Source organism: Herbaspirillum sp. Her3, from assembly GCF_057961275.1.
On the sequence record NZ_CM176328.1, the window covers coordinates 1,017,265 to 1,042,337 of the forward strand.

The 25,073-nt window shown below is 57.3% G+C and carries 19 protein-coding genes; 17 read left to right on the forward strand and 2 right to left on the reverse strand.

Going from position 1 to position 25,073, the window contains the following annotated elements:
• The first annotated feature begins 9 nt into the window (after positions 1-9).
• The 15 genes from tssC (at position 10) to ACVC5H_RS04760 (ending at position 20,654) form a co-directional block, all read left to right on the forward strand.
• The gene (gene tssC / locus ACVC5H_RS04690) at positions 10-1,503 is read left to right on the forward strand and encodes a type VI secretion system contractile sheath large subunit (RefSeq protein ID WP_489621227.1); all 1,494 of its coding nucleotides are present in this window, start codon (positions 10-12) and stop codon (positions 1,501-1,503) included.
• Positions 1,504-1,537: 34 nt separating this feature from the next.
• Positions 1,538-2,029, forward strand: a complete 492-nt coding sequence (locus ACVC5H_RS04695; protein WP_013232779.1) for an Hcp family type VI secretion system effector — start codon at positions 1,538-1,540, stop codon at positions 2,027-2,029.
• Positions 2,030-2,179: 150 nt separating this feature from the next.
• Positions 2,180-2,668: a type VI secretion system baseplate subunit TssE gene (gene tssE, locus ACVC5H_RS04700; protein ID WP_338720376.1), complete on the forward strand. Its 489-nt coding sequence runs from the start codon at positions 2,180-2,182 to the stop codon at positions 2,666-2,668.
• Positions 2,669-4,513 carry a type VI secretion system baseplate subunit TssF gene (gene tssF / locus ACVC5H_RS04705; RefSeq protein ID WP_489621228.1) on the forward strand — a complete coding sequence of 615 codons (1,845 nt, stop codon included), beginning with the start codon at positions 2,669-2,671 and terminating at the stop codon, positions 4,511-4,513.
• Positions 4,477-5,565 (forward strand): type VI secretion system baseplate subunit TssG, encoded by a 1,089-nt coding sequence (gene tssG / locus ACVC5H_RS04710; protein ID WP_489621229.1) that lies wholly within the window; start codon positions 4,477-4,479, stop codon positions 5,563-5,565. The genes tssF and tssG overlap by 37 nt, the downstream gene beginning before the upstream one ends.
• A gap of 72 nt (positions 5,566-5,637) precedes the next feature.
• Complete coding sequence (gene tssH / locus ACVC5H_RS04715) at positions 5,638-8,307, forward strand: type VI secretion system ATPase TssH (RefSeq protein WP_489621230.1); 2,670 nt, start codon at positions 5,638-5,640, stop codon at positions 8,305-8,307.
• 96 nt (positions 8,308-8,403) lie between these two features.
• Positions 8,404-11,274 carry a type VI secretion system Vgr family protein gene (locus ACVC5H_RS04720; RefSeq protein WP_489621231.1) on the forward strand — a complete coding sequence of 957 codons (2,871 nt, stop codon included), beginning with the start codon at positions 8,404-8,406 and terminating at the stop codon, positions 11,272-11,274.
• Positions 11,275-11,276: 2 nt separating this feature from the next.
• On the forward strand, positions 11,277-12,281 hold the full coding sequence (locus tag ACVC5H_RS04725) for a hypothetical protein (protein ID WP_489621232.1): 1,005 nt from the start codon (positions 11,277-11,279) through the stop codon (positions 12,279-12,281).
• Positions 12,271-15,492 carry a T6SS effector BTH_I2691 family protein gene (locus ACVC5H_RS04730; protein ID WP_489621233.1) on the forward strand — a complete coding sequence of 1,074 codons (3,222 nt, stop codon included), beginning with the start codon at positions 12,271-12,273 and terminating at the stop codon, positions 15,490-15,492. The genes ACVC5H_RS04725 and ACVC5H_RS04730 overlap by 11 nt, the downstream gene beginning before the upstream one ends.
• The gene (locus ACVC5H_RS04735; RefSeq protein WP_489621234.1) at positions 15,489-16,433 is read left to right on the forward strand and encodes a DUF6708 domain-containing protein; all 945 of its coding nucleotides are present in this window, start codon (positions 15,489-15,491) and stop codon (positions 16,431-16,433) included. The genes ACVC5H_RS04730 and ACVC5H_RS04735 overlap by 4 nt, the downstream gene beginning before the upstream one ends.
• 510 nt (positions 16,434-16,943) lie before the next feature.
• Positions 16,944-17,282 (forward strand): hypothetical protein, encoded by a 339-nt coding sequence (locus tag ACVC5H_RS04740; RefSeq protein WP_489621235.1) that lies wholly within the window; start codon positions 16,944-16,946, stop codon positions 17,280-17,282.
• Positions 17,279-18,505, forward strand: coding sequence for an IS256 family transposase (locus tag ACVC5H_RS04745; RefSeq protein ID WP_209585377.1), 1,227 nt, complete (start codon positions 17,279-17,281; stop codon positions 18,503-18,505). The genes ACVC5H_RS04740 and ACVC5H_RS04745 overlap by 4 nt, the downstream gene beginning before the upstream one ends.
• An 87-nt stretch (positions 18,506-18,592) precedes the next feature.
• Entirely contained in the window at positions 18,593-19,018 is a 426-nt protein-coding gene (locus ACVC5H_RS04750) for a putative type VI secretion system effector (RefSeq protein ID WP_489621236.1), read from the forward strand.
• 302 nt (positions 19,019-19,320) lie between these two features.
• Positions 19,321-20,283: a DUF6708 domain-containing protein gene (locus tag ACVC5H_RS04755; RefSeq protein WP_489621237.1), complete on the forward strand. Its 963-nt coding sequence runs from the start codon at positions 19,321-19,323 to the stop codon at positions 20,281-20,283.
• The gene (locus ACVC5H_RS04760; RefSeq protein ID WP_489621238.1) at positions 20,280-20,654 is read left to right on the forward strand and encodes a hypothetical protein; all 375 of its coding nucleotides are present in this window, start codon (positions 20,280-20,282) and stop codon (positions 20,652-20,654) included. The genes ACVC5H_RS04755 and ACVC5H_RS04760 overlap by 4 nt, the downstream gene beginning before the upstream one ends.
• 11 nt (positions 20,655-20,665) lie before the next feature.
• On the opposite strand, the gene ACVC5H_RS04765 is transcribed toward ACVC5H_RS04760, so the two are convergent.
• A protein-coding gene (locus tag ACVC5H_RS04765; protein WP_489621239.1) for an IS3 family transposase occupies positions 20,666-21,765 on the reverse strand; the annotation gives its coding sequence in 2 pieces (ribosomal slippage) (positions 20,666-21,513 and positions 21,513-21,765; 1,101 coding nt in all).
• Positions 21,766-22,108: 343 nt separating this feature from the next.
• Between ACVC5H_RS04765 and ACVC5H_RS04770 the strand changes: the two genes are divergently transcribed.
• Entirely contained in the window at positions 22,109-22,513 is a 405-nt protein-coding gene (locus ACVC5H_RS04770) for a hypothetical protein (RefSeq protein WP_489621240.1), read from the forward strand.
• A gap of 564 nt (positions 22,514-23,077) precedes the next feature.
• Positions 23,078-24,205: a type VI secretion system protein TssA gene (gene tssA / locus ACVC5H_RS04775; RefSeq protein ID WP_489621241.1), complete on the forward strand. Its 1,128-nt coding sequence runs from the start codon at positions 23,078-23,080 to the stop codon at positions 24,203-24,205.
• Positions 24,206-24,288: 83 nt separating this feature from the next.
• Here tssA and ACVC5H_RS04780 read toward each other — a convergent pair whose 3' ends face one another.
• Positions 24,289-25,053: an OmpA family protein gene (locus ACVC5H_RS04780; RefSeq protein ID WP_489621242.1), complete on the reverse strand. Its 765-nt coding sequence runs from the start codon at positions 25,051-25,053 to the stop codon at positions 24,289-24,291.
• Positions 25,054-25,073: the final 20 nt, after the last annotated feature.

Genomic DNA, 25,073 nt, shown 5'->3' on the forward strand with positions numbered 1-25,073 from the left:
GAGATCCCCATGTCCGCTCAAGCCCATACCGACGCAGCCGCAAGTTCCGCGCCTGCCGCTGCCGGCAGCACTCTTCTGGACGATATCGTCGAACAAAGCAAGGTCGCGAAGTCTTCTTCCGAGCATGACCGCGCCAAGGATCTCATTTCCGAACTGGTCAGCCAGGTCATGGAAGGCACCGTAGTCGTCTCCGAGAATCTGTCGGCGACCTTGGATGCGCGCATCGCCGAACTGGACCACCTGATCTCCAACCAGGTCAGCGCCATCATGCATGCACCCGAGTTCCAGAAGCTGGAAGGGAGCTGGACCGGTCTGAACTACCTGGTCCGCAATACCACCGTTGGCGAAAACCAGAAGATCAAGATCCTCAATGCCACCAAGAAGGAGCTGGTCAAGGACTTCAATTCGGCACTGGAATTCGATCAGAGCGCCATGTTCAAGAAGGTGTATGAAGAAGAATTCGGCACCTTCGGCGGCGCGCCCTTCGGCGCCTTGCTCGGCGATTTCGAGATCACGCGCCAACCCGAAGATATGTACTTCATCGAGCAGATGTCGCGTATCGCCGCTGCTTCTCATGCCCCCTTCATCACCGCGGCCTCGCCTGAACTGTTCGGTCTGGAGAGCTTCTCCGACCTGGGCAAGCCGCGTGATCTGTCCAAGGTCTTCGACACCGTTGAATACGCCAAGTGGAAGTCCTTCCGCGAATCAGAGGATTCACGCTATGTCGGCCTGACGCTGCCACGCTTCCTCGGTCGCCTCCCCTTCAATCCCAAGGATGGGACGACCGTCGAAGGCTTCAACTTCGTCGAGGATGTGGATGGGACCGACCACTCCAAATACCTGTGGTGCAACGCCGCCTATGCCTTCGGCAGCAAGCTCACTAAAGCCTTCGAGGACTTCGGCTGGTGTGCAGCGATCCGCGGGGTGGAAGGCGGTGGCCTGGTCGAGGACTTGCCTACCCACACTTTCAAGACTGATGAAGGCGAGGTGGCCCTGAAGTGCCCCACCGAGATTGCCATCACCGATCGCCGCGAGAAGGAGCTGTCGGATCTGGGTTTCATTTCGCTGGTCCACTGCAAGAACACCGACTACGCTGCTTTCTTCGGCGCGCAGTCTGCCCAGAAGCCCAAGAAGTACAACACGGACGCCGCCAACGCCAATGCGGTCCTGTCCTCGCAGTTGCAATACATCTTTGCCGTCTCGCGCATCGCTCACTACATGAAGTCGATGATGCGGGACAAGATTGGCAGCTTTGCTGCCGCCTCGAACGTCGAAGACTTCCTCAATCGCTGGATCGCGCAATACGTGCTGTTGGATGACAACGCCACGCAGGAGGCAAAAGCGCAATTCCCGCTGCGTGAAGCTTCGGTACAGGTGTCGGAAGTGCCGGGACGGCCAGGTGTTTATCGCGCCGTGTCGTTCTTGCGTCCGCATTTTCAGTTGGATGAACTGTCGGTGTCGCTTCGGCTGGTTGCGGAGTTGCCGCAGGCAGGTAAATCCTAACTATTTTTCCTCCCTCATGTTTACAGGATAAGTTATGGCAATTGACGTCTATCTGCAAATCGACGGCATCAAGGGTGAATCCACTGATGACCTGCACAAGGATTGGATCGAGTGCAAGACCGTTGACTGGGAAGTCCTGCAGCCGAAATCGGCAACCGCATCGACCGGTGGTGGCCACACCGCTGAGCGTTGCGAGCACAAGGACATCGTGTTTACCAAGGTGGCTGACCTGGCTTCGCCCCTGCTGCTGCAAAACTCCTCCTCGGGCAAGACCATTCCCAAGGCCAAGTTCGAATTCATGCGCGCCGATGGCAAGGGCGAGCGCGTCCGCTACTTCGAAATCGAACTGACCAACGTCATGATCAGCAGTGTCAAGCCGTCCATCGAGTCGGGCGAGATCCTGAACGAAACGGTCGGCCTGAAGTACTCCACCGTGAAGTGGAAGTACACCCAGCAGAAGAAGGATGGCGGTACCGCCGGCAATACCTCGGGCGGCTGGGATCTGTCCACCAACAAAGTCATCTAAGGGAACCTTGTACTGAACGGATGAGCTGTCGTCAAAAGAACAGACATTCATGAAGCTGTACGACGTCCGCCGGTCTTCCGGCGGACTTCCGTTTTCAGCGCCAAGCGATACCAACCTCCGATCATCCGATCTATAAACGCGGGAAAGCATATGAAAGGCTTCGCGCCCAGCCTGTTTGACAAGCTGATGAATGATGGACCGCGTTCTTCCTTCAGTCCTGTCGTCAGCCGCCTGTCGATAGAGGAACTCAAGGATGTCGTGGCGCGTGACCTGGAGGCGATGCTCAACACGCGCTCGGTCGTTCCGGAGGAGCTGCTCCAGCAGTACCCGGAATGCAGCAATTCCATCATCGCCTATGGGCTCAATGATTTTGCTGGCATGAGCCTGGCCAGCCTGGATGACCGCACGGCGATCTGCCAGTCCCTGGAGCAAGCCATCACCCGGCACGAGCCCCGGCTGCGCAATGTGAAGGCAACGCTGGAGATTCAGGAAGGTTCGATCAACCGCCTCAACTTCGCCATCAGTGCCTTGCTGGTGGTCAATGCTGCGCGCGAGACCGTCAATTTCGATGCCGTGCTGCAGCCTTCGACCTTGCAGTATTCGATCAGCAAGTCGCGAACGACCCGCATAGGAGTTTAAGTGCAAGAGCTGCTACCTTATTACGAGCGCGAGCTGAGCTTCCTGCGGCGGTATTCCCGCGAGTTCTCCGAGCGCTATCCCAAGATCGCCGGCAGCTTGCTGATGGCCGGCGAGATTTGCGAAGACCCGCATATCGAGCGCATGATCCAGTCCTATGCGCTGCTCAACGCACGCGTGTCCAAGCGGCTGGATGACGACTATCCCGAATTCACCGAGGCCCTGTTCGAGGTTCTCTATCCGCATTACCTTCGTCCGTTCCCCTCTTGCTCAATCGCGCGCATGGATTACGCAGCATCGGCCGCGCAGTTGACCAATGCCACCGTCATCCCGCGTGGTACGGCGCTGTCCACGCGGCCGGTCAAGGGCGTGGTGTGCAGGTTCCAGACCGCGTATGACGTACCTGTCGCTCCGATTCGCCTGTCCCGTGCCGTCTTCTCGCCCATCATCGATGCCCCGGAGGCGGTGGTCCTTCCCACCTCGGTGACGTCTTCTCTGTCCATCACCATCGAGACCACGACGGAGCAGGTCGCCCTGGCCAAGCTGGGACTGGCATCCCTGCGCGTGTTCATCGATGGCGAGGCCTCATTCTGCGCAGCCCTGCGCGACAGCCTCTTCATGCGCAGCACTGCAGCCTGGGTCGAGCTTCCGCGTAGCGGGCGCTGGACTGCCCTGCGCAAGCTGCCCCTGGCGGAGGTCGGGTTCGCCGAAAAGGATGCACTGATCGACTTCCCCTCGCAGTCTCATCCGGCCTATCGTCTGCTGACCGAGTATTTTGCCTTCCCCGAGAAATTCAATTTCTTCGATATCGACTTGTCGGCGATCCTCGCCGTGCTGCCCGCCAATACCAAAAGCTTCACCTTGCACCTGGGCCTGTCCGGCCTGCGCGCCGATTCGCATATCGCCCGGCAGCTCGGCGGCGTCAGCGCAGCCAATCTGCTGTTGGGTTGCACCCCCGTCATCAACCTGTTCAGCCAGCGCGGCGACCCGATCCGGCTCACACACGCCGGTGCCACCTATCCGGTCTTGCCAGACGGCCGGCGCGCTTTTGGTTTTGAGGTGTATTCCATCGATTCGGTCCAACTGGTGCGGCAGACACCGCAGGGCGAATCGATCACGCAATTCCGCCCCTTCTATTCGCTGCGCCACGGACAGGCCCCCGAGCAAGATGGTCACTACTGGGCCATGCGCCGTGATGAACTGGTGGCGCTGAAGAGCCCCGGATATGAGACCGAAATTTCCATCGTCGACATCGATTTCGATCCCGCCAAAGTCGAGACCGACACGCTGAGCATCGAGCTGACCTGCACCAACCGCGATCTCCCCGCCTTGCTGACCTACGGCTTGCCCGGCGGCGACCTGAGCCTGGAAGGCGGTGGCGTAATCCGTACCGCAGCCCTGTTGCGCAAGCCGACACTGCCTTCGCGCTTCGAACGCGGACGCGGTGCGCAATGGCGGCTGATCTCGCATCTCTCGCTGAATCATCTCTCCCTCATGCGTGGGGGGCTGGAAGCCTTCCAGGAGATGCTGACGCTCTACGACCAATCCAATTCGCCCATCTCGCAACGCCAGATCAGCGCCATCGCTGCCATCGATCATAGGCCCACGACCGCGTGGCTGCCCGGCAATCCCTTTGCCAGCCTGGTCCGTGGCATCGAAGTCAAGCTGACCGTGGACGAAGAGGGCTTCGTGGGAAGCGGACTGCATGCCTTTGCCGGCGTGATCGACCGCTTCCTGGGCTTGTACGTGCACGCCAACAGCTTCTCGCAGTTGACCGTGATATCCAAAAGAACCGGGGAGGAACTCTTGAAATGCAGGCCACGCAGCGGAGATTTGAGCCTAGCGTGATCGAGCGGCTCTTCGCCGCTCCCCATCGCTTCCAGTTTTTCCAGGCCGTGCGCATGATCGAGCTCTGGTTCAAGCGCAATGGCGTGCCACACGAACGTGCGGTCAGTGATTTCCTGCGCTTTGCCAATCGCACCGTGCTTGGTTTTCCCGCCAGCGAGATCGAAGGGATCGATACCTACCCGCCGCGCGACGAGGAAACGAATTCGATCGCTCAAATGGAACAGGCATTACGTAGCGGACAGATGAAGTACGTCCGGCTCACGCCGACCTTCATGGGCTTCCTGGGCGGCAGCGGTTCGTTGCCGGCGCACTATACCGAGCGCATTGCACGTCACCAGATCGAGCAGAGAGATGAAGGGCCGCGCGCCTTTCTGGATGTGTTTTCAACACGTTCGCTGGCCTTGTTCTATCAGGCATGGAGCAAGTATCGCCTGGCTTTTCAGTACGAAGCCGGTCGCCGCGACACCTTCCTGCCGTTGCTGCTCTCGCTCTCGGGGCTGGGTTTCCGTTCGCTACGCGAGCGCCTGCAGGATCTGGAGGGCAATGGTGTACGCGATGAATCTATGGCCCATTTTGCAGGCGCTTTCCGCCATCGTCCTGCCTCTGCGCCCTATATGCAGAAGGTGTTGGGGGAATACTTTTCGGTGCCGCTGGAGATCGAGCAATTCGTCGGCTACTGGTACAAGGTCCCGCGCGAACACCAGACCATGCTGGGATCGACCAACTCCGCCCTGGGCACCGCCATGGCGGGCGAGCGGGTATGGCAGCGCGACCTGCGCATGCGTTTGTGCATCGGGCCGCTGGCGATGAAGGACTTCGAGCAGTTCCTGCCCGGGAAAAGGGCCTCGCTGGCCCTGGCGCGCATGTTGGGGATGTTCACCGGCTCTACCCTTGAATATGAAGTGCAGCTGGTACTGCGCGCCCAGGATGTCCGCGGGACGGCGCTGACAGGCACACGTGAAGGCGGACGCTTGGGATGGGATACCTTCATCGCCACCGCGCCCGAGACACGGGACCGTGCCGATATCCGCTACGAGATTGCCATGCAGTGACGTGAACGAAAAGTACAAAAACCAGGACGGCCGCCACGGCCGTCACCACCATCAGCAGGAAGGAAGAGCAGCATGGGCATCAACCTCAAATCCCTCATCAGCAAACTCAACGACACTGCGCGCCTGGCCACTGAGCGTGCGGCCACGCTGTGCATGTCGCGCGGCCAGTATGAAGTCGACCTGGAGCATCTGTTCCTGGCCCTGCTCGAACAGCCGCAATCTGACTTCAGCCTGATCGCACGCCGCAGCGGCATCAGTACCGACAGCCTGCAAGCCGATCTTGAGCGCGAGATCGCAACCTTCAAGAACGGCAATACCCGCACCCCCGTCCTGTCGCCGCACCTGCAGACGCTGTTTGAGCATGGCTGGCTCATCGCATCGCTGGAGGGCGGCAATCCCTCCATCCGCAGCGGACACCTGCTGCTGGCACTGCTGACGCAGAGCGAGCTGTCACAGCTGGCCTATCGGGGCTCCAAGCTGTTTGCCAAATTCAAGGTGGATGAACTCAAGCATGATCTGCACAGGCTTGCGGAAGGATCCATGGAATCGCCCGCGACGGTGGATGCCGATGCACATGCCGACGCAGAGCATGGCAGCGATCCGGTAGGGGAACTCAAGCAGCGTACCGCCTCGAAGACGCCTGCGCTGGACCAGTACACCACCCAGCTGACCCAGCGCGCCCGCGATGGCAAGATCGATCCGGTCATTGGCCGCGATGCCGAGATCCGCCAGGCCGTCGACATCCTGCTGCGGCGCCGCCAGAACAATCCCATCCTGACCGGCGAAGCCGGCGTGGGCAAGACTGCCGTGGTCGAGGGGCTGGCCCTGCGCATCGTCCAGGGCGACGTGCCGCAGCCCTTGCAGGGCGTGGAGATCCATACGCTGGACATGGGGCTGCTGCAGGCCGGGGCCAGCGTCAAGGGCGAGTTCGAGAATCGCCTCAAGAACGTGATCGATGAAGTCAAGAAGAGCCCGCATCCCATCATCCTCTTCATCGATGAGGCGCACACCATGATCGGCGCCGGTGGCCAGGCCGGGCAGAACGATGCGGCCAATCTGCTCAAGCCGGCCCTCGCGCGTGGCGAGCTGCGTACCATCGCCGCCACCACCTGGAGCGAGTACAAGAAGTATTTCGAAAAGGATGCCGCGCTGGCCCGGCGCTTCCAGGTCATCAAGGTCGAAGAACCGAGCGAGGAGGTGGCCTGCGCCATGTTGCGCGCCATGGCCCCGCTCATGGAAAAGCACTTTGGCGTGCGCGTCTATGACGAAGCCATCACCGAAGCCGTCCGTCTGTCGCACCGCTACATCAGCGGCCGCCAACTGCCCGACAAGGCCATCAGCGTGCTCGATACTGCCTGTGCCAAGGTGGCGCTGGGACAGAATGCCACTCCCGCGCTGCTGGAAGGCGTCACGCGCCGTCTTGAACGTCTGGATGCGGAGATCGCCGCCCTTCAGCGCGAGGCGGCCAGCGGTTCGCCGCACCAGGTGCGATTGGCCGATCTGCAGGAACAGCAGGCCACCGCCCTGGCCGAACAGCGTGATCTGCAAACGCGCTGGGAGCAGGAGCGAGGGCTCAACGAACGCATCCAGCAAGCCCGTACTGCTCTGGAAGACGCCAACAAGGAAGGTGCCGCAGCCTCGGATGCTGAAGCCGCGCGTGCTGAACTGAAGCAATTGCTGGATGAACTCAAGCAACATCAGGGCGAGACGCCAATGGTCCCGGTCCAGGTGGATGGGCACGTGGTCGCCGAGATCGTGGCTGGCTGGACCGGGATCCCGCTGGGCAAGATGGTCAAAGATGAAATCAAGACCGTGCTGGGCCTGGACGGCCTGCTGCGCGAGCGTGTGCTGGGGCAGCCACAGGCCACCTCCGCCGTGGCCCAGCGCGTGCGCACCTCGCGGGCCAATCTGGATGACCCCGGCAAGCCCAAGGGCGTGTTCCTGTTCGTGGGGCCGTCCGGCGTCGGCAAGACCGAGACTGCGCTGGCGCTGGCCGATGTGCTCTATGGCGGTGAACGCAAACTGATCACCATCAACATGAGTGAATACCAGGAAGCGCACACCGTCTCGGGCCTCAAGGGTTCTCCTCCGGGCTACGTCGGTTATGGTGAAGGCGGCGTACTGACCGAGGCGGTGCGGCGCAATCCCTACAGCGTGGTGCTGCTCGACGAGGTGGAAAAAGCCCACCCGGACGTCCTGGAGCTGTTCTTCCAGGTCTTCGACAAGGGGGTGATGGACGATGGCGAGGGGCGCGAGATCGACTTCAAGAACACCATCATCATCCTCACCAGCAATGTGGCCTCGTCGCAGATGATGCAGGCCTGCCTCAACAAGACTCCGGACGAATTGCCGACACCGGATGAACTCGATGCCCTGATCCGCCCGCAGCTGGTCAAGGCTTTCAAGCCGGCGTTCCTGGGACGGTTGAAGGTAATTCCCTACTATCCGATTGCCGACGAGGTGCTGGTCGAGATCATCAAGCTCAAGCTGGTGCGCATCGCCAGGCGCATCGCCGAGAATCACAAGGCCGAATTCAGCTATGACAAGGCATTGGTCGAGGCCGTACTGGCGCGCTGCACCGAGGTCGATTCAGGCGCACGCAATGTCGACAACATTCTTAACGGCAGCCTCTTGCCGGAGATCGCCGAAAGCGTCCTGGCGCGCATGGCCGAAGGACAGGGCATCAGCCGCATCAAGGTATCGGCCAGCAAGAAGGGCGATTTCAAGTACACCATCCAGTAAGCCTCACGAAGTGATCAAGACCATGACGTGTTCTTCCTCTTTCCTTTATCTGGCGTGCGCCGCCACTGATCCAATGCAACCAGAAACGGTGCGGCCATGATTGCCTCTGCCATTGCCGCCCTGGCAGGTGCATGGAACCAGTCCACGCGGGTGATGCGCCTGTACATGGCATCAGGCGCGGACCTGGGTGCGGATACGCTGATGGCGGAAAAATTGCAGGCCGTCGAAGCGATCAGTCCGGTTCAGGAGGGCATCGATGGCAACCATCTTGATGCCGCCATCGCCGGCTATCGCCTGCAGCTCTCCTGCCTGAGCCTGAACGCCACTATTTCGCTGCGCAAGTTGCTGGGACAAGCGGTGCTGCTCGAACTGGACACGGACGGTGCTCCCCGTGCCTTCCATGGCCACGTTACCGATTGCCGGATGGAGGGGGCCAACGGCGGCATGGCGCGTTATGTGTTGACCATCGAGCCGTGGCTGGCTTTCCTGCGGCATCGCCGCGACAGCGCAGTGTTCCAGGACATGACGGTCCCGGACATCATCGAATCGGTCTTTCGTGACTACCAGGGAGAAGGCAAGCTGCAGCCAGCCTGGCGGCTGGATCTGCAGGATGCCTCGGTTTATGCCAGGCGCAGCCTGGCCACCCAGTATCAGGAAACCGATCTGGCCTTCGTCAACCGCCTGCTGGCCGAGGAAGGCTTGTTCTACTACATCGAGCACACTGGCGATGCGAGCAGTGCCAGCCTGGGGATGCATACGGTGGTCATTGCCGATCACAACGGCAGCTTCAAGCCCAATGCACGCGAGCGGATCGCCTTCAGCCAGCCCGGCGCGGTCATGCCGGAGGACAGCATCGACCGCTGGCGCAGCGTTCGTCGCTGGCAGAGCAATGCGGTCGATATCCTGACCTGGGACTATCGCCAGGCGGCCGTGCGGGAAGCGAGCAGCATGAGCAGTGTAGGCAGCGATAACGGCGATGGCGGCGGCGATGCCACGCCGGGGGGCCTGGTATTGTCCCTGCGTGATGCACCCGGCGTGTACGCCAACGAAAACCGTGCCCAGGCCGAGCGCCAGGCGCGCAACCAGATGCAGGGCATCGAGGCGCGCAATGAAGTCTTCACCGGAACGGGCACCGTGCGCAGTCTCAGGCCCGGAACGACCTTTACCCTGACGGGGCATTACGACCATTTCGGCAGTGCAGATGACCAGTTCGTGCTGCTGCGTGTGGTCCACCAGGCGCATAACAATCTCAACGCCGACCTCAAGGCTGAAGCCCTGCGGCTGCTGGGCGAAGCCAGTCTGGAGGAGGAGGGCGGCACCACCAGCCTGCTCGATACCGCCTTGCAGCCTGCTCGCGGAGAAGCGCGGCCAGTCTACCGTAACCGCTTCGAGGCTATTCGCAACAAAGTTCCTTATCGTCCCCTGGTGACCGATGCCGACGGTAATCGACTCCTTCCCAAGCCCGCCGCGAGCGGCCAACAGACCGCCGTCGTCGTGGGCGCACAGGGGCAACCGGTGCATACCGACCGCGACAACCGCATTCGCGTGCAATTCCACTGGCAGCGCGGCGAGCGCAGCCATAGCGGCCTGAGCTCGCCGACGCCGGATGGTCACGTGGGCGCGCCCGCCAATGAACAATCCGGCACCTGGGTGCGCGTGCTGGCCGGCATCGCGCCTACCGCGGGCGCCAATTGGGGCGGCCAGGCGGTGCCCCGTGTGGGGCAGGAAGTCCTGATCGATTTCATCGAAGGCGACATCGACCGACCGGTGGTCATCGGCACCTTGTACAACGGCCGTGGCCAGGACAATGCCCAGGGCAATCAGGCCGGACAGGGGGCGGGTTCGGCGACGGGCAATGCGCCCGCCTGGTTCCCCGGCGACAGTGAGGGGCACCAGCATGCGGCGGTACTGTCGGGTATCAAGACCCAGGCGCTGGGTGCCAGCCAGAGCGGTGGCGGGGCCTATAACCAGCTGGTGTTCGACGACACGCCTGGCCAGTCGCGCGCTTCGCTGCAGCAGCATGCGGACAGTCATGATGGTGCGAGCGAACTGAACCTGGGCCTGTTGCGCCAGCAGACGGACAACCAGCGCCTGGCCACGACCGGGCAAGGCTTCGAGCTGAAGACGCGCTACAGTGCGGCCGTGCGCGGCGGGCAGGGATTGCTGCTGTCAACGGAGAAGAGTGCGGCCGCGCAACTGGATGTGCGTGGCGCGCTCTCGCAGCTTGCCGACAGTGTGGAGAAGCAGAAGCAACTGGCCGAGACGGCGCAGAAGCACAATGCCAAACTCGACGGTGAGGCTGAAGCGGGCAAGTTGCCCGGTGTGGAGTCCCTGGCGGAGTCCATCGAGGTGCTCAAGGCGAGCGCCACGGCTTCGGCTGGCAACAGTGGCGGTGACGATGGCGGTGAAGCAGGCTCAAGTGCCGCGACTGCTTTCAGCGCACCACAATTGCAACTCTCCAGCCCGGCCGGTATCGCTGCGGCCACTCCGGCCAGCGCCATCATGGCTGCGGGTGTGACCAGCAGCGTCACGTCTGGCAAGGACATCAACCAGATCGCCCAGGGCAATCTGCATCATCTGGCCAAATCTGGCATCAGTCTCTTCACCTATGGGAAGGTTAGCGACGCCAGCAAACCGGTTCAGGATGCCGGCATGGCCCTGCATGCGGCTTCTGGCAAGGTCAGCGTGCAGAGCCAGGCCGGCAAGACGCTCATGACGGCGGCCGGGCAGGTGACGGTGGCCAGCGTGGGGCAGGATGTGCAGATCACGGGCAAGCAGCATGTGCAGTTCAGTGCGCAGGGTGCGTGGCTGAAACTGGAGGGCGGCAACATCGAGGTGCATGGGCCGGGGGCGATGGAGTTCAAGGCCAGTGCCAAGGAGTTGACGGGGCCGGCAAGCTCTGGCTCCAGTGCTAGTTTGCCGGTACCTGGACCGTTAGCAGACTGTGAGTATAAGACTGGTGTCTGACGGTGCTCGAATCCGATGAATGGTGGAAGAAGAATCTCATCATGGGCCAATTACAAATCAATGAACAACTGCGTGCCGTCTTGTTTCAATTGCGCGAAGTCAATCCGGGGAGCTATGTCCACTTGCTGCTTGATGGGAATCACCCTTGCGCTGACGACGATGAATTGCATATCACGCGGATGAAGAAACGCGATATCCCGGCAGAGGCCGTTTTGGTGCCGCGTGCCGACTTTGCTCACGACCCAGCGATTTGCCCCGCCTTGGTGACCTTGTATTCGCCTGGTGATCGCGGGTACCCCGACGAGGCGCTGCTGGATTTGAGCATCGCTCATGCTTGGTACCGGCGCGATAGTATCAACGGCAGTTATGTCTGTGGATGGCTGGTGTCGGAAAGTCCTGCTCATCAAGTCGCCAAACATCTGGCTCCCGCGTGCGAGTTATTCGACGTGTCGCGTGGATGCCGTCGCGTGCTGCCGTTGTTTGAGCCTCATCGTCTTTCGCTGGTTGCTGATGCGGGACGTGAAAGTTTCCTGCGGCGCTGGATCGGGCCAATCAGTCACTGGATGTGGCTCGATATGAAAGGAGACCTCCGGAGTCTCGCTGCCAGTGATTTGGCCGATGGCGTCCCAGGCAAGGGTCACCTCAGCCAGCGCCACTGGCAGGCGCAGCAGAGGGTAGCGAATGCACGAGTGGTCGCCATGGCGATGGCGGATGCCGGTCACATGTTGCCTGTCTACCCCGAAACTACCATCGACGCATCCCTGCAGCGGGCCGTTGCGTTGGGATTGCAGCGCACAGAAGATCTGGTGTTCTTCGCGCTCAATGATTTTTCATTTTCACGCGCTTGGACAAGCCATCCCGCTGCAGCGAATGCTATCAGGCAGGCGCTGCAAGGAGAGCAGACCTTGAGTGAACTGATGTGCAGGCTGACTGACGACACACTGGAAGAGATCGCCGCCACATGCGAGGCCGGTCCAACGTTATTTGGAGATTCTGATGGACACTGACGTCACTCAAGTTAAATCAGCCACCGGCGCAGCTAAGATGCGCGCCAATGCCGATAGCGCCCAGAAATGTGCTCTCGGCAGCAATGGTCAATGCAGTTTCTGTCAGCGCGCTGGCTATCCGATTCTGCCTCTACGTTACGCCGTCAAGCCGTCTTATGTCCCTGCGATAGGGACTAGCCCGCAATCGTTACCGCAAATGGAGAAGTTCTCTGCGCAGGCGCTCAAAGGCAACCGCTATACTCTGCGTGTGCTACGCAAAGGTTATGTACACGTCTACCTTGGAGTTAAAGGCCACTGGCAGACCTACGCGGTGACCGATGATGGCTACCTGCGCTTGCTGAAAAACCCCGATGATCCAGATGCCAAGGGTAATCGTCCTTTGACCGAGTCTTGCAAACGGGATGGTCACAACATTCCGGCCAGTTTTATCAATATTCCCGATAAGTACAAGAAGGTTTGGATCGGTTTCGCGGATCGTCCGTGGCGCAAGGAGGTACGTGCTGCCTTTGAGGTCAAGCCGGATGCGCGGATGCAACAGGTCGACATAGGTCAGTTGTCCAGCGCGCCTGCGCAGGTGCCCAATGCGCTTGAGATTACCTCCGATGGGACGAGTCTGCACACCTATGTCGAGGAATATGCTCGGGATCCCGGTGACTATGCCAAACGTTTAAGGTATCCGGCACCTGTGGTATCCGCCGAAAAAGTGACCACCAAGAATTTTCAGTGGGAGAGTCTGCATGGCAATTATCCTCGCAGCGGGCATTTGGCTTCCCTTGGAGAACACGCGGCTTCCTACCAGAAAAAGACCGGGCGAAAGATGTCGGCGCTCGTGCTACGTGATCCGGTTGGAATACTGCAAGAGCTGAACGGCGCGGTCGCCCATGTGGTCAAGGCACGTCAAGACTTTGGAGTGGCCGTGATGCGTCCGCTGATGATTTCCCAGTCGATACTTGGCCTAAAAAAATTCTTTGAGCAGGCTGCCGCCGCCAATCGCGAGGCCCAAGAGAAGAAGGACAACAAGCCAGACAGGCAATACGAGCGGGATACAGAGTCCATGCCAATGGTGGGCTCAGCGGGTCTTCCCGTCTACAGCATGAAGGCGACGACCCGCGCCGAGCGCGCCCAGCGGGACGCAGACGATGCTTGGAGTCGGATCGCCAAACGCTACGATGAAGGTGCTCGCGCGGCGTTCGACCAGCGCTACACAGAGACGATGAAGCGTTTCGCCGAGGGAATCGCGAATCAGGGGCACGACTGGGCTTTGTGGGCGGGGCACGAGGCCTGGCGCATGCATTTCCAAGACTATGTCACGAACTATATATCCGACTACAAGGACTTGGTCGAGATGTCGGCATTATGCCTAGCGGGTGGGACGGGCGAAGATGAATATTCCCAGGCGCTATGGATGAAATGGTTTTCAGCCAAGCCCGATGATGTGACCAATCCAGTGTTTCGGGGCTTGTTTGGGGGGCGCAAGGAGCTGCTGGCCTTCCTAATTCCCGAGAGGCCTTCCCTCTGGCGGGAAGATAACGAAATGAACAAGACCGATAAACTGTATGAGACAGCCAAGGGGATCACTGCCTCTGAGGAAGTAGAGGGCCCCAAGAAGTTGGAACACTTCATCGATGATCGGGTCAAGAACTGGGCAGCGAGCCTCATGACCACTATCGGCGCGATTTCTGCGCGGATAGACGCCAAACTAAGTCCAGTGGCATCTTTGACAGTCAATCGTGCTATCCAAGCTAGCCAATACTTATATAGCGGGATCAGCATGACTTTCGTCAGGGTAAGGATGACGGTTGGTGACTACCTCAAGTTGCTCAATGAACTAGGGGTAAAAATACGGAACGGTACTCGCAAGCAAGTCAATTCGTTACTGTTTGCGGGTTTTCTCAGCATCGCAGGTATCGGCGATGCCAAGATTCGTGATCGCGTCGTAGACGTTACCATCTGGACCCTCGAAAAGGTATCGGCCGTCAAAATGGCCATTGCCAACGCAGCCAAGTCGGCGGTCGGATTAAGCACGGCAGTGTTGAGTAAGCTTTCCGTATCCGCTGCGATGGTCAGCGACGAAGTCATGAGGGATCTGCGTTCGCTGGCCGGAAAGATAGAACTCAGCACGCAGCAAGCCAGGATGTTGGCGCGCGATTTGATGGCGAGGAATCTTAAGCTCGGGGCGGTTGGCGAGCCGGCGCTAGCCGCAGGCTCGCTTTATTTCCAGCTGTGGGCCTGGAAAGATTCAATGAAATCGGTCAAGGAAAAATTAGGTGCCGACGGGACGGAAGCCCAATTGTCTTTGTTGTCGGCGGGTATCGGTGTGTTCGCCGCGTCCACCGAGGCCCTAGGTGGCGTTTTCAAGTTATTTAGCGCTAAGTTACTTGGAAAAATTCTTATTCGGTGGGCTGGAATTATCGGCATGCTATCGGCCGCCACCGATGTCATGCAAGCTATCGCGGCTTCTGTGAGAACCTACAAAAAAGGCGATAGAGAAGCATCATTGTATTTCGGAGGCGCCGCATTGATGTTTGCACTCGGTGTTGCCGCTTCCGGTTTTGCCATGGGGACTCCAGCCATTTTTGGAGGCTTACTTGGATTGGGGCCTGTGGGTTGGGTTATTCTGCTCGTCGGTGTTGGCATATTTTTCACATGGATGGCAATGAATGCCGAGTCGACTTCCGCAGAGTTGTGGGCAGACCGCTGCTATTTTGGAAGGAACCTCAACGGTAAAGGATTGTGGACCGACGCCCAGATGGACCAAGAGATACAAGAGCTCAATACGATCGTCGCGGGATTGAGAGTCGAACTGGGAGGCCGAAACTTCTCAACGCGTTGGTTTGGCGATATCCAGTTTGAAGATGACAACGTACAACTGAAAATAACATTTGGCATGTTCAGTACGGTAAGTTCCGCCTATGAATGGATATGGTATGCCCGGCATAAGTCGAAGGGAAATGTTGAGTTAAAAAGAGGCCGATTCGGCAAGGTTCCTCGCCCGTTGACGGCATCGACGTTGATACCTCTGGTAGATTTATCAGGTAGAGATTTGCCAAGAGTGCACCCTGGCCCGGACAATTCTCCCCATCTTGTGAACGTGTATGCCGGACTGGATCCGGAAAAATATGAAGAGACGACCGTGGTGGTCAATTTTTGGCCTGATGCCGCCAACAGTGAAGATTGTTTAGCAGGGACGTTAGTAACGGAGGAAGTGTGACGACAAGTAATACAAGCCGATTTACTCCGAAAAATCCACTTTGGTACGAGGACCTTGCTGCGCGCGAGTCGGGAATAGATCTTGATGTGCGCTTGGATAGCCCGCTCCTTGATGAGGATCTGAATCACGTCGATGAAACTTACCTGGAGATTTCACGCACATCGTCTGTCATCAGGGGGCTCGGGATCCTGATCGGTATATCATTTTTTTTAATTGCCTTCGGTTTCTTTATTCCTTTTCTGATCTATCGGTGGGGCGACTTTTTCAGTATCGCCCCTTTGCTTGGCGTCTTTTATTGCGTGATGCTGGTGGGCGGAATCGTGGCAGTGGGATTGTTCGCCCTTTATGACTGTCTTCTTCCGAGAGATACGCCGGTGCGGTTCAATAGAAATACTAGAAAAATATACGTCTACGAATATACGGCGTCATTGCAACGTCTGAAGCGCTGGCGAACGGAAATCAAGATCTATGACTGGGATCAGATCGAGGCGGAAATTACCAAGTCCTCAGTATTTACCGGGAAAACTTACACCGTGCGGCATGAGCTGGTGCTGGTGATCTGTAAAGCAGAAACCAACGAGGTCATTGACCGTATTTCACTCAAGGGTAATGACGTCGGTGTGGAGACCCTGTATCAACTATGGTCCTATATCCGCCGGTTCATGGCCTACGGCCCGTCCCGTATTCCAGTGCTGATGACACGGGAGCAGAGTGTCGGCTTCGTCAAGAGCCTGTTTCATTTCATGCCTTACCTTTCCCCAACCGAGGAGGGCCGGCGCTTCCGTAGCAAGATGCGGTGGCTGGACTATCCGATCATTTTCCTGACGATCTGGTTTTTCTGGATCTGGCTGCCTCTTGGGCTTTGCCATTACGTTGCAATGAAGTGTGCTCCAGAGCCGCGCTGGCCTGTAGAAGTGGATGAAGAGAGTCGGCGTGGATAACAGAAAATTCTTTCATGAGGACGTCGCGTTTCAATCCACGCTCATTCCTTATGCCATGAATGGACTGTCCCAGAAATTGGTAACGCAATCCCATGAGCTATTTTGTCTCGCTTAGCGGCGGTATTAGCAAATGCTAGGTGTTTGTCGCCATTTGGATCTCACGCGGCTCCACCCGCAATGATTGGCATTGGGGGGGTAGGGGAATTTGATGTTGACTCTCTATTCATCGTCTCGCCAAATTTTGTTTTATTGCTCCGTCCGCGCGAACATCCGCCACCAACCCTTCTCCAACTCCCCGCGAGGCCCGTTAGTCTTAGCACGCACATGGTTATGTGAAGGCTTGTCCTGCGTAGTACAAATCATCATCTGGGTAATTACCGACGACGCGCTCGAGAGCTGGTGCTCGCTATGCGTGTTCGGCACCAAGAAAGACTCATCTGCGGCATACACTGATATTTCCCTGCAGAGAAAAGAGCTCGAGAAATCGCTTATTGAGATTGGAGTACTTTGATGGCTTCATTTTTGAAAATAAAAGTTGGTGACGATTTGCGAGTGGCTCGAGGCGTAATAAAGCGCTATGAGTGTAATCGCGCTGAAGCCAGCTTTGTTCTAACGAAAAACGACCAACGCGTTATGCAGATGTCCGCAATTGCAAATGCCTTCGCTGGTATGGGGGGAGTAGCCACTTCGCAGATGAGCAATGCATCCAATATTGAAGAGTGGGCAGATTATCTCTCCTTTGAAATCAACGATCAGCGATATCAAGGATGGGTCTGGAGGGGCCTGTACATAATTTTGTGTAAACGGACTATTGGCAGGAAACTGTCGCCTTGTCCGGAGCCACAATGAGTAAAAAGAAACACGACGTACCCGAAGAATTACTGGCTGGATTGCTAGCCAATTACAAGAATCCCGAAGATTTAATAGGTGAAGAAGGCCTGTTGAAGCATCTCACCAAGCTGGTGGTGGAACGAGCCCTGGAAGCCGAGCTGAGCGAGCACCTGGGCCATGAGAAGCACGGGAGCGTAGCCAATGAGTCGGGCAACACCCGAAACGGCAAGAGTCGCAAGACGCTAAAGGGCGAATTCGGCGAGTTGCCAATTGAAGTTCCTCGAGACCGTCATGGCAGCTTCGAACCGAAGCTGGTAACCAAGCATCAGACGCGCTGGGCCGGCTTCGACGACAAGATTATTTCGCTGTATGCCCGTGGCATGACAGTAAGAGAGATTCAGGCGCACCTGGAAGAGATGTATGGAACCGAGGTGTCACCCAGCCTGATTTCATCGGTCACTGACGCCGTTGTCGATGAAGTCAAAGCCTGGCAAGCTAGGCCATTGAATCCAATTTATCCCATCGTTTATCTCGACTGTATCCATGTCAAAGTGCGTGAAGGAACGGTGCGAGTAAAAGCCGTCTACCTAGCCATCGGCATCACCATGGACGGTGAGAAGGAGGTGTTGGGACTGTGGCTAGCGCAAACGGAAGGCGCCAAGTTCTGGCTGCAGGTTGTCACTGAGCTGCGTAATCGCGGCGTGCAAGATATCTTCATCGCTTGCGTTGACGGCTTGAAGGGCTTCCCGGATGCCATCGAAGCTGTGTTCCCGAAGACCACGGTGCAGCTGTGTATCGTCCACATGGTCCGGCACAGCTTGAATTACGTCTCATGGAAACGACGTCCGGAGGTGGCGGCTGACCTACGATTGATTTACCAGTCGGCAACCGCCGAAGAAGCCGAACTCCGACTCGGTGAATTCGAAGAGAAATGGGATGCAGAGTATCTGCCTATCGGCCAATCCTGGCGGCGCAACTGGCCCCGTCTGATTCCGTTCTTCGACTTCCCACCAGAGATTCGAAAGGTCATCTATACGACCAATGCCATCGAGTCGGTCAACATGAGTTTGCGCAAGCTGACTAAGAACCGGGGCTCGTTCCCCAGCGATGAGGCGCTGATTAAACTCTTCTTCCTGGCCCTGCGCAACATCAGTAAAAAGTGGACGCTGCCCATCCGAGATTGGAAAGCTGCACTGACTCGGTTTACTATCCAGTTCGGTGAACGTATCTCTATGAATTAAACGAAATCCCGTTTACACAAAAAATCGGACACGCCCGTCTGGAGGAGCCCCTTTTCTGAAGATGATGACGTAGAGGTGGTGTATCGGATGACGAGCAGCATTAACGAAGTGGCTGCCATAGCACGACCTTTAGATAGGTTAATTGCCCTCTATCCGCATTGTGGTCGTGGAGTTTCTGCACATTGGAGAGTAGTTTCAAAAGCATGGTTTATATGGGTATTTTGTTTGATTTCTTTTGTGATATTTTCCGGGCTTGGTATGTTGCTTGGATTTACAAAGGAGTTGTTTCTAGATATTTACAATTACATATTTCTGGCCTGTTTTATATTGGTTTTTTCGGCATTCACTATCAACATGGGATTTAAATTATTGCCATTTGCGAGCGTTGCAGAACGCGTTTTTGCAGCGTTAGGGTGGGGAAATCCATCACAAATTGACTTGAAGAGGTCATCAAAAGAAAAGAAAAAAGAGGGTGATCCCGGGGAGTGCGGCACCTTCTATTTTCGATATTGACTGAGTGTCGTTGCCATCTGCATGAGATCGCTGAGCGAAGTCGATTATTCGTATCTACTGGCGCATGTCAACTAGATGCAAGAGCCTTCAAGTAGCAAGGTACTCACCAATCTTCGCATGCAAGCTGATCAGTTCGTGGAGAGAAGATTCTTACTCAGAGAAAAAACGTGGAAGGTGAGCGTACCGGAATCTGGTAATAATTGGATAAGCTGGATAAGCCGCTATACCTTGCTTTTAAGAAGAATTTCAAAGACCTTAGGAAGTCCATCTCGTGAATCGCCGGTCTTGGTGATGGAGGATGTGTGACTGTAATTAAGACAAGCCGATTTAATCCGAAAAATCCTCTTTGGTATGAGGACCTCCCTAAGCGCGATTCAGGAATTGACTTTAATGAGCGCTTGGATAGCCCGCTCCTCGAGGAGGATCTGAATCACGTAGATGAGAATTACCTGGAGATTTCACGTACATCGTCTGTTATCAGGGGACTAGGTATCTTAGTAGGAGGATTGTTTCTTCTGAGTGTTATTGGCGTATTTATCCCTCTTCTTATTAAGTTGAGGGATGTTTATTTCAACCTCATTCCAGTGCTTGGACTTATTTTTTGCGTCATGCTGGTTGGCGGGATCGTGGCAGCGAGCGTATTCGCTCTGCACGACTGTCGGCTTCCGAGAGACACGCCGATCCGGTTCAATCGGAACACCAGAAAAATATACGTCTACGAATATACGGCGTCATTGCAACGCCTGAAGCGCTGGCGAACGGAAATCAAGATCTATGACTGGGATCAGATCGAGGCGGAGATTGCCAAGTCTTCAGTATTTACCGGGAAAACTTACTCCGTTCGGCATGAGTTGGTGCTGGTGATCTGTAAGCCAGCAACCAACGAGGTCATTGACCGCATTTCACTCAAGGGCAATGACGTCGGGGTCGAGACCCTGTATCAATTGTGGTCCTATGTCCGCCGGTTCATGGCCTGCGGCCCGTCCCGTATTCCAGCGCTGATGACACGTGAGCAGAGTGTTGGCTTCGTCAAGAGCCTGTTTCATTTCATGCCCTACCTTTCTCCAACCGAGGAGGGCCGGCGTTTCCGTAGCAAGATGCGGTGGCTGGATTATCCGGTCATTTTCCTGACTATCTGGTTTTTCTGGATCTGGCTGCCTCTTGGGCTTTGCCATTACGTTGCAATGAAGTGTGCTCCAGAGCCGCGTTGGCCTGCAGAAGTGGATGAAGAGAGTCGGCGCGGAAAACAGAAAATTCTTTCATGAGTACGTCGCGGTTTAATCCACCCAATTCCCGCTGGTATGAGGACCTCCCAGCCCGAGCGGCGCTGGCTGAGGAAGAAGTTGCTGTCATGGCTCTGCAAGAGGATGTGATCGGTGTCGATCAAAGTAAACTTGAGATATCTCGTGCATCTTCCATCTTGCGTGGTGGCTTCATTTTCATCGGTATGGCGGTCTTGCTGATACTGTTCTGGTTCGCGCCACATGTCTTCACGTCTATCTTCACGCCTCCCAGATCTGTATTGGTGATAACGATCTTGACGATTCAGAATCTCACACTGGCCGGCTACAGCCTGTTCCTGATCTGGCTGGACTGTCGAATTCCACGTGATCTTCCTATTGACCTGCGTCGGTAATTTGTAGCCAGTCAGGCAGTGAGTCGGTTGTCGATCATATTCGATTCTAGCCAGGCTCGACGGACCGTAGCTGGAGGTTTGTACTGATGTGCGCTATGCGGCCTGCGCTCGTTGTAGAACTGACGCCATCTTTCAATCAGCACTTTTGCCTCCGCCCGGCTGCGGAACCACTCCCGGTTAAGCAGTTCGTCACGCAGCTTGCCATTGAAGCTTTCCACGAATCCGTTCTGCCATGGACTGCCTGGCGCAATGAAGGCGGGGCCAACGGAGGCATCCCGCAGCCAGCGCATGACCTTGGCCGCTGTGAACTCGGCTCCATTGTCCGACCGAACGTAGGCCGGCTTTCCATGTAACCGCATCAATCGCGAGAGCGTCAGGATGACATCCTGGGAACGCAAACTGGCAGCAACTTCGATGGCCAGGCATTCCCGGGTGTATTCGTCGATCACACACAGCATCTTCAACGAGCGTCCATCCACCATCTGGTCATGAACAAAGTCGTAGCTCCAGACCGAATTAGGCTTGGTTGCTCCGGGTAGCCGAATATCATTGCCGCATCGACGCCTGCGAGGCCGTTTTCGTGGAATGCCCAGTTTGAGCGAGCTCCAGAGTCGTCGCACTCGGGACTCGCCCAAGGCCAGCCAGGCAGACATACGCAGATAGCCGAAGCGAGGGACCTCTTGCGATGCCGCGATGAGCTGCTGCGTCAGGCTCCGATCCTTTTCAGGTTGTAGCAACTGATAACCCGCTACCCGCCAGCTCAGTTCCAGATAACGACATGCCTTGCGTTGCGACAGCCCCCGACGAGTAAGGACTTCCAGCGCTTCGCGCCGGCCCGCGGAGGTCATCATTTTTTTCGGCTTAACTCCTTCAATCCATCAATCACCAGCAGCTGCTCCGCCACCATGCGTTTGAGCTTGTCGTTCTCGGATTCAAGCTCTCTGAGCCGCCGCGCGTCCGAGACATCCATACCGCCAAACTTGTTTCTCCAGCGGTAAAAGGTCTGCTCAGTAATGTTGTGGCGCTTGCACAGATCTACCGTCGCAATCTCCTTGCTCTCTGCTTCTCGCAAGATGCTGATGATCTGTTCGTCCGTAAATCGCTTCTTCATTGAGTTCTCCTTGGGGTTAGCATAAAGAACTCACTTATCCGGTGGCTACAAAATTCGTCTCAGGTCAGCGGTACGTTGATACTCCTTGGAGAAGCAGTGACATAGATCTCATTGCTCACTTCGCTCTACCCATAAGGGGTTCGTACATTGTAGTAGAAGGCAAGCGCTTCTACGCCTATTGGACAGCAGATCGTGTATTGATGTTTGTCACGCCGGACAACAAGCAATTTGCACTTTTCCGCCATCTGGCTGGAGCCCTGTTTGAGGATTTGCGAGACGGCCTGCAATTGGATCTGGTCCCGGCGCAAAGAATGACGGCAGTCTTGTGCCCGGATACTCAACCATGTTTTTGCGAGACGAGGATGGAGGCTTGCTTCATACGATTACTTACAATTCAAATTATTATCTGCAACTCTATCTCGCCGACTTCACTCCGTTCACCGATAGAAATCTAGCCTCGTGGGATTTTTTTGTCAGCCTGAAGAACGGAATTGAGAAGATATCTGGAATGTGTATATCCGCAGAAAAAATAGCTGATGTTGATACCAGTCGGATTCGCATCAAGTCAGGATTGGCGTGTCCGCAAACTGGTTATTGGTTAGTCGCGGATTTGGCCGACGATAAAGAATATGTTGAAGCAGGGTCTCCCATGCCACGCTCATTCGATAGGGAAGTGACTTGGGAGTGGTTATCTGAAGACATCATTCCACATGAGCTATTTCCAGAAGATCAAGAGTCGATGGAATGATCGCTTTCCCCAACTAGATACGCCCTCTCAAAAACCGTGAAGGTCACCGTAAATCCAGATGAGCAGATGAAGGAAATGAAGATGCTGATCTTTGATCATGTGACCGGAGACGACATTATCGATTTCGACCCAGCGACCGGGCTATGACGTTATCCAGAAAAGCCGAGAGTGACGCCTGAGTTTGAGATCACAGCGAGGTTCACCCTTCCGGTGAGAGGAAGCTTTACTGAAGTCGATGGCAAGCGTCACAGCGATCATGTCCTTGAAATTAGTACCGCAATCATATGAAGTCTGCCTCCCGTGGCGGCAGCATTCGCAAATTCTCGATTATTGCCGCTGCGCAGATATCACACGGCCCCGCTCACACTGATCAGCTTGGGGAGTACGAGCTACATGCGAGATCGAGAATCGGCTCATAATTTCCCGCTTATTCATCTGTCGCCGCGAACACCCGCCCCCAACCCTTGTCCAACCCGCTCCAAGGCCCGCCACTTCCAGCACGCACATGCAGGACCAGCGGGGATCATCATGACAAGAAAATAACCGATCGGGATCGCATCGACCATGAAACTGCCCACCCTGAAATCCTTGCTCGGCGTCAAGCCGCCCACCTCCGCCGTGGACCCGCTGCTCAAGCCCATCAATGACAATCATCCCGGCGGCGAAGACCTCTCCTTCACCGCCGATCTGGACGCCATCGCCGAGGCCCGGCGCTTCGACGATCCGACCCTGGATCAGGGCGAATGGGTCACCGACATCAAGGAAGCCGACTGGATCTTCGTCGAGCAGCGCTGCGCCCAGCTCATCGAAACCCGCAGCAAGGATCTGCGCCTGGCCGTCTGGTACAGCGAAGCCGCCTGCAAGACACGCGGCCTGCGCGGGCTGGGCGATGGCTTCCTGCTGGTGGCCGGCCTGTTCGACCAGTTCTGGGATCACCTCTACCCCCTGTCGGAAGAGGGCGACCATGACCGCCGCGTCGGCAACCTCACCTGGCTGCTGTCGCGCTCGGTGCAGATGTCGCGCGAGATCCCGCTGACCGAAGGACGCGGCAGTGCCTTCTCCCTGCTCGATTTCGATGGTGCACGCACCCGCGCCGCCAATGCCGAGCGTATCGCCAACGAGGGCGGGCAGCCGGAGGAGGGCGTCAAACTGGCCGTGATGGAATCGGCCCGCAAGCGCAGTTCACATGCCTTCTACGAAGCCATGCTGGCCGATACCCAATACTGCCTGCAATGCCTGGAACAATTCGAAAAGTCCGTGGACCAGCGCCTGGGCGTCGATGGCCCCGGCTTCTCTGCCGCACGCGAGGCGATCACGCTGGTACATGACACCATCGCCCGTTTCGCTGCCGACACCGGCCTGCGTTCAGTGGCGCCCGCAGAGATCGCCGTCGCCGACGAGAACACCGCCGCCGTCGCCGCGCAATTGAGCGAACCCGGCAGCCCAGTTGCAGTGTCAGTCCAGCATCAAGGGCCGATTCGCACCCGCGCCGAAGCCATCGCCCAATTGCGCGCGGTGGCGGAATTCTTCCGACGTACCGAGCCGCACAGCCCGGTCGCCCACCTGGCGGACAAGGCCGCGCAGTGGGGCGAAATGCCCTTGCATGCCTGGCTCAAGACCGTCATCAAGGATAATGCCGCGCTGTCCCACGTCGAGGAACTGCTGGGATTGCAATCGCCTCCGCAGGATTGAGCCCTTATCGGCCTCAGCCCCAACGAAAAAAGGAACCGCTAAAAAACGGTTCCTTTTTTCTTTTGAAGGAAATCCGCTCGCCGTTATTTGGCAATGCGGAATTCGATGCGGCGATTCTTGGCGCGTCCTTCCGCCGTGCTGTTGGAGGCAACCGGACGGTCCGGCCCCTGGCCGGAGGTGCTCAGCAGGCTTTCATCCACACCCTTGGCGCTCAGGTAAGCCTTGACTGCATCGGCCCGCGCCAGGGAGAGCGAGATGTTGCTCGCCCGCAGACCTTCATTGTCGGTATTGCCGATGATCTCGACATGCCGGCCCTTGAGCTTGAGCATGGTCGCGGCGATTTCATCGAGGATGCGCTTGCCTTCCGGCGTCAGCGTAGCCTGTCCGCTCTCGAAGGACACCACGCGGTTGGCCAGGGCGTTGTCCAGCAAGCCCTGTTCCGAGGTCGAAACCCGCAAGCCATTGTTGACGGTATAGGAAGAATTGAGACTGCTGGCCATGTCGCTGGCAATCTGCTGGCGCTGCGCTTCGTTGGCCACTTCGCCAGAAATGCTGACGGTGGTGCCGTCGATCTTCAGCTGTCCACGGCTGACGGCCTTGAGGTTGGGCGAGATCAGCTTCTGCACATGCGTGTTCCAATTGGCCGGCAAGACCACCTGGCCAACGGCGATCTGGTCCACCACGCGATCGGCACCGTAGACTTCACGCAGTCGCGCCAGGGCCGCTGCCTTGCTGGCTTCGTCCGGCACGGTGCCGGTGACCAGTACCTGGCCCGGCGCCGGGGTGGCGACGGGCGGTGCGACGTTCTGTGCCTGGCTGGCGGCGCAGGCGAGCCAGGCTGCGCTCAACAGAGCCAGCCTGCAGGAGG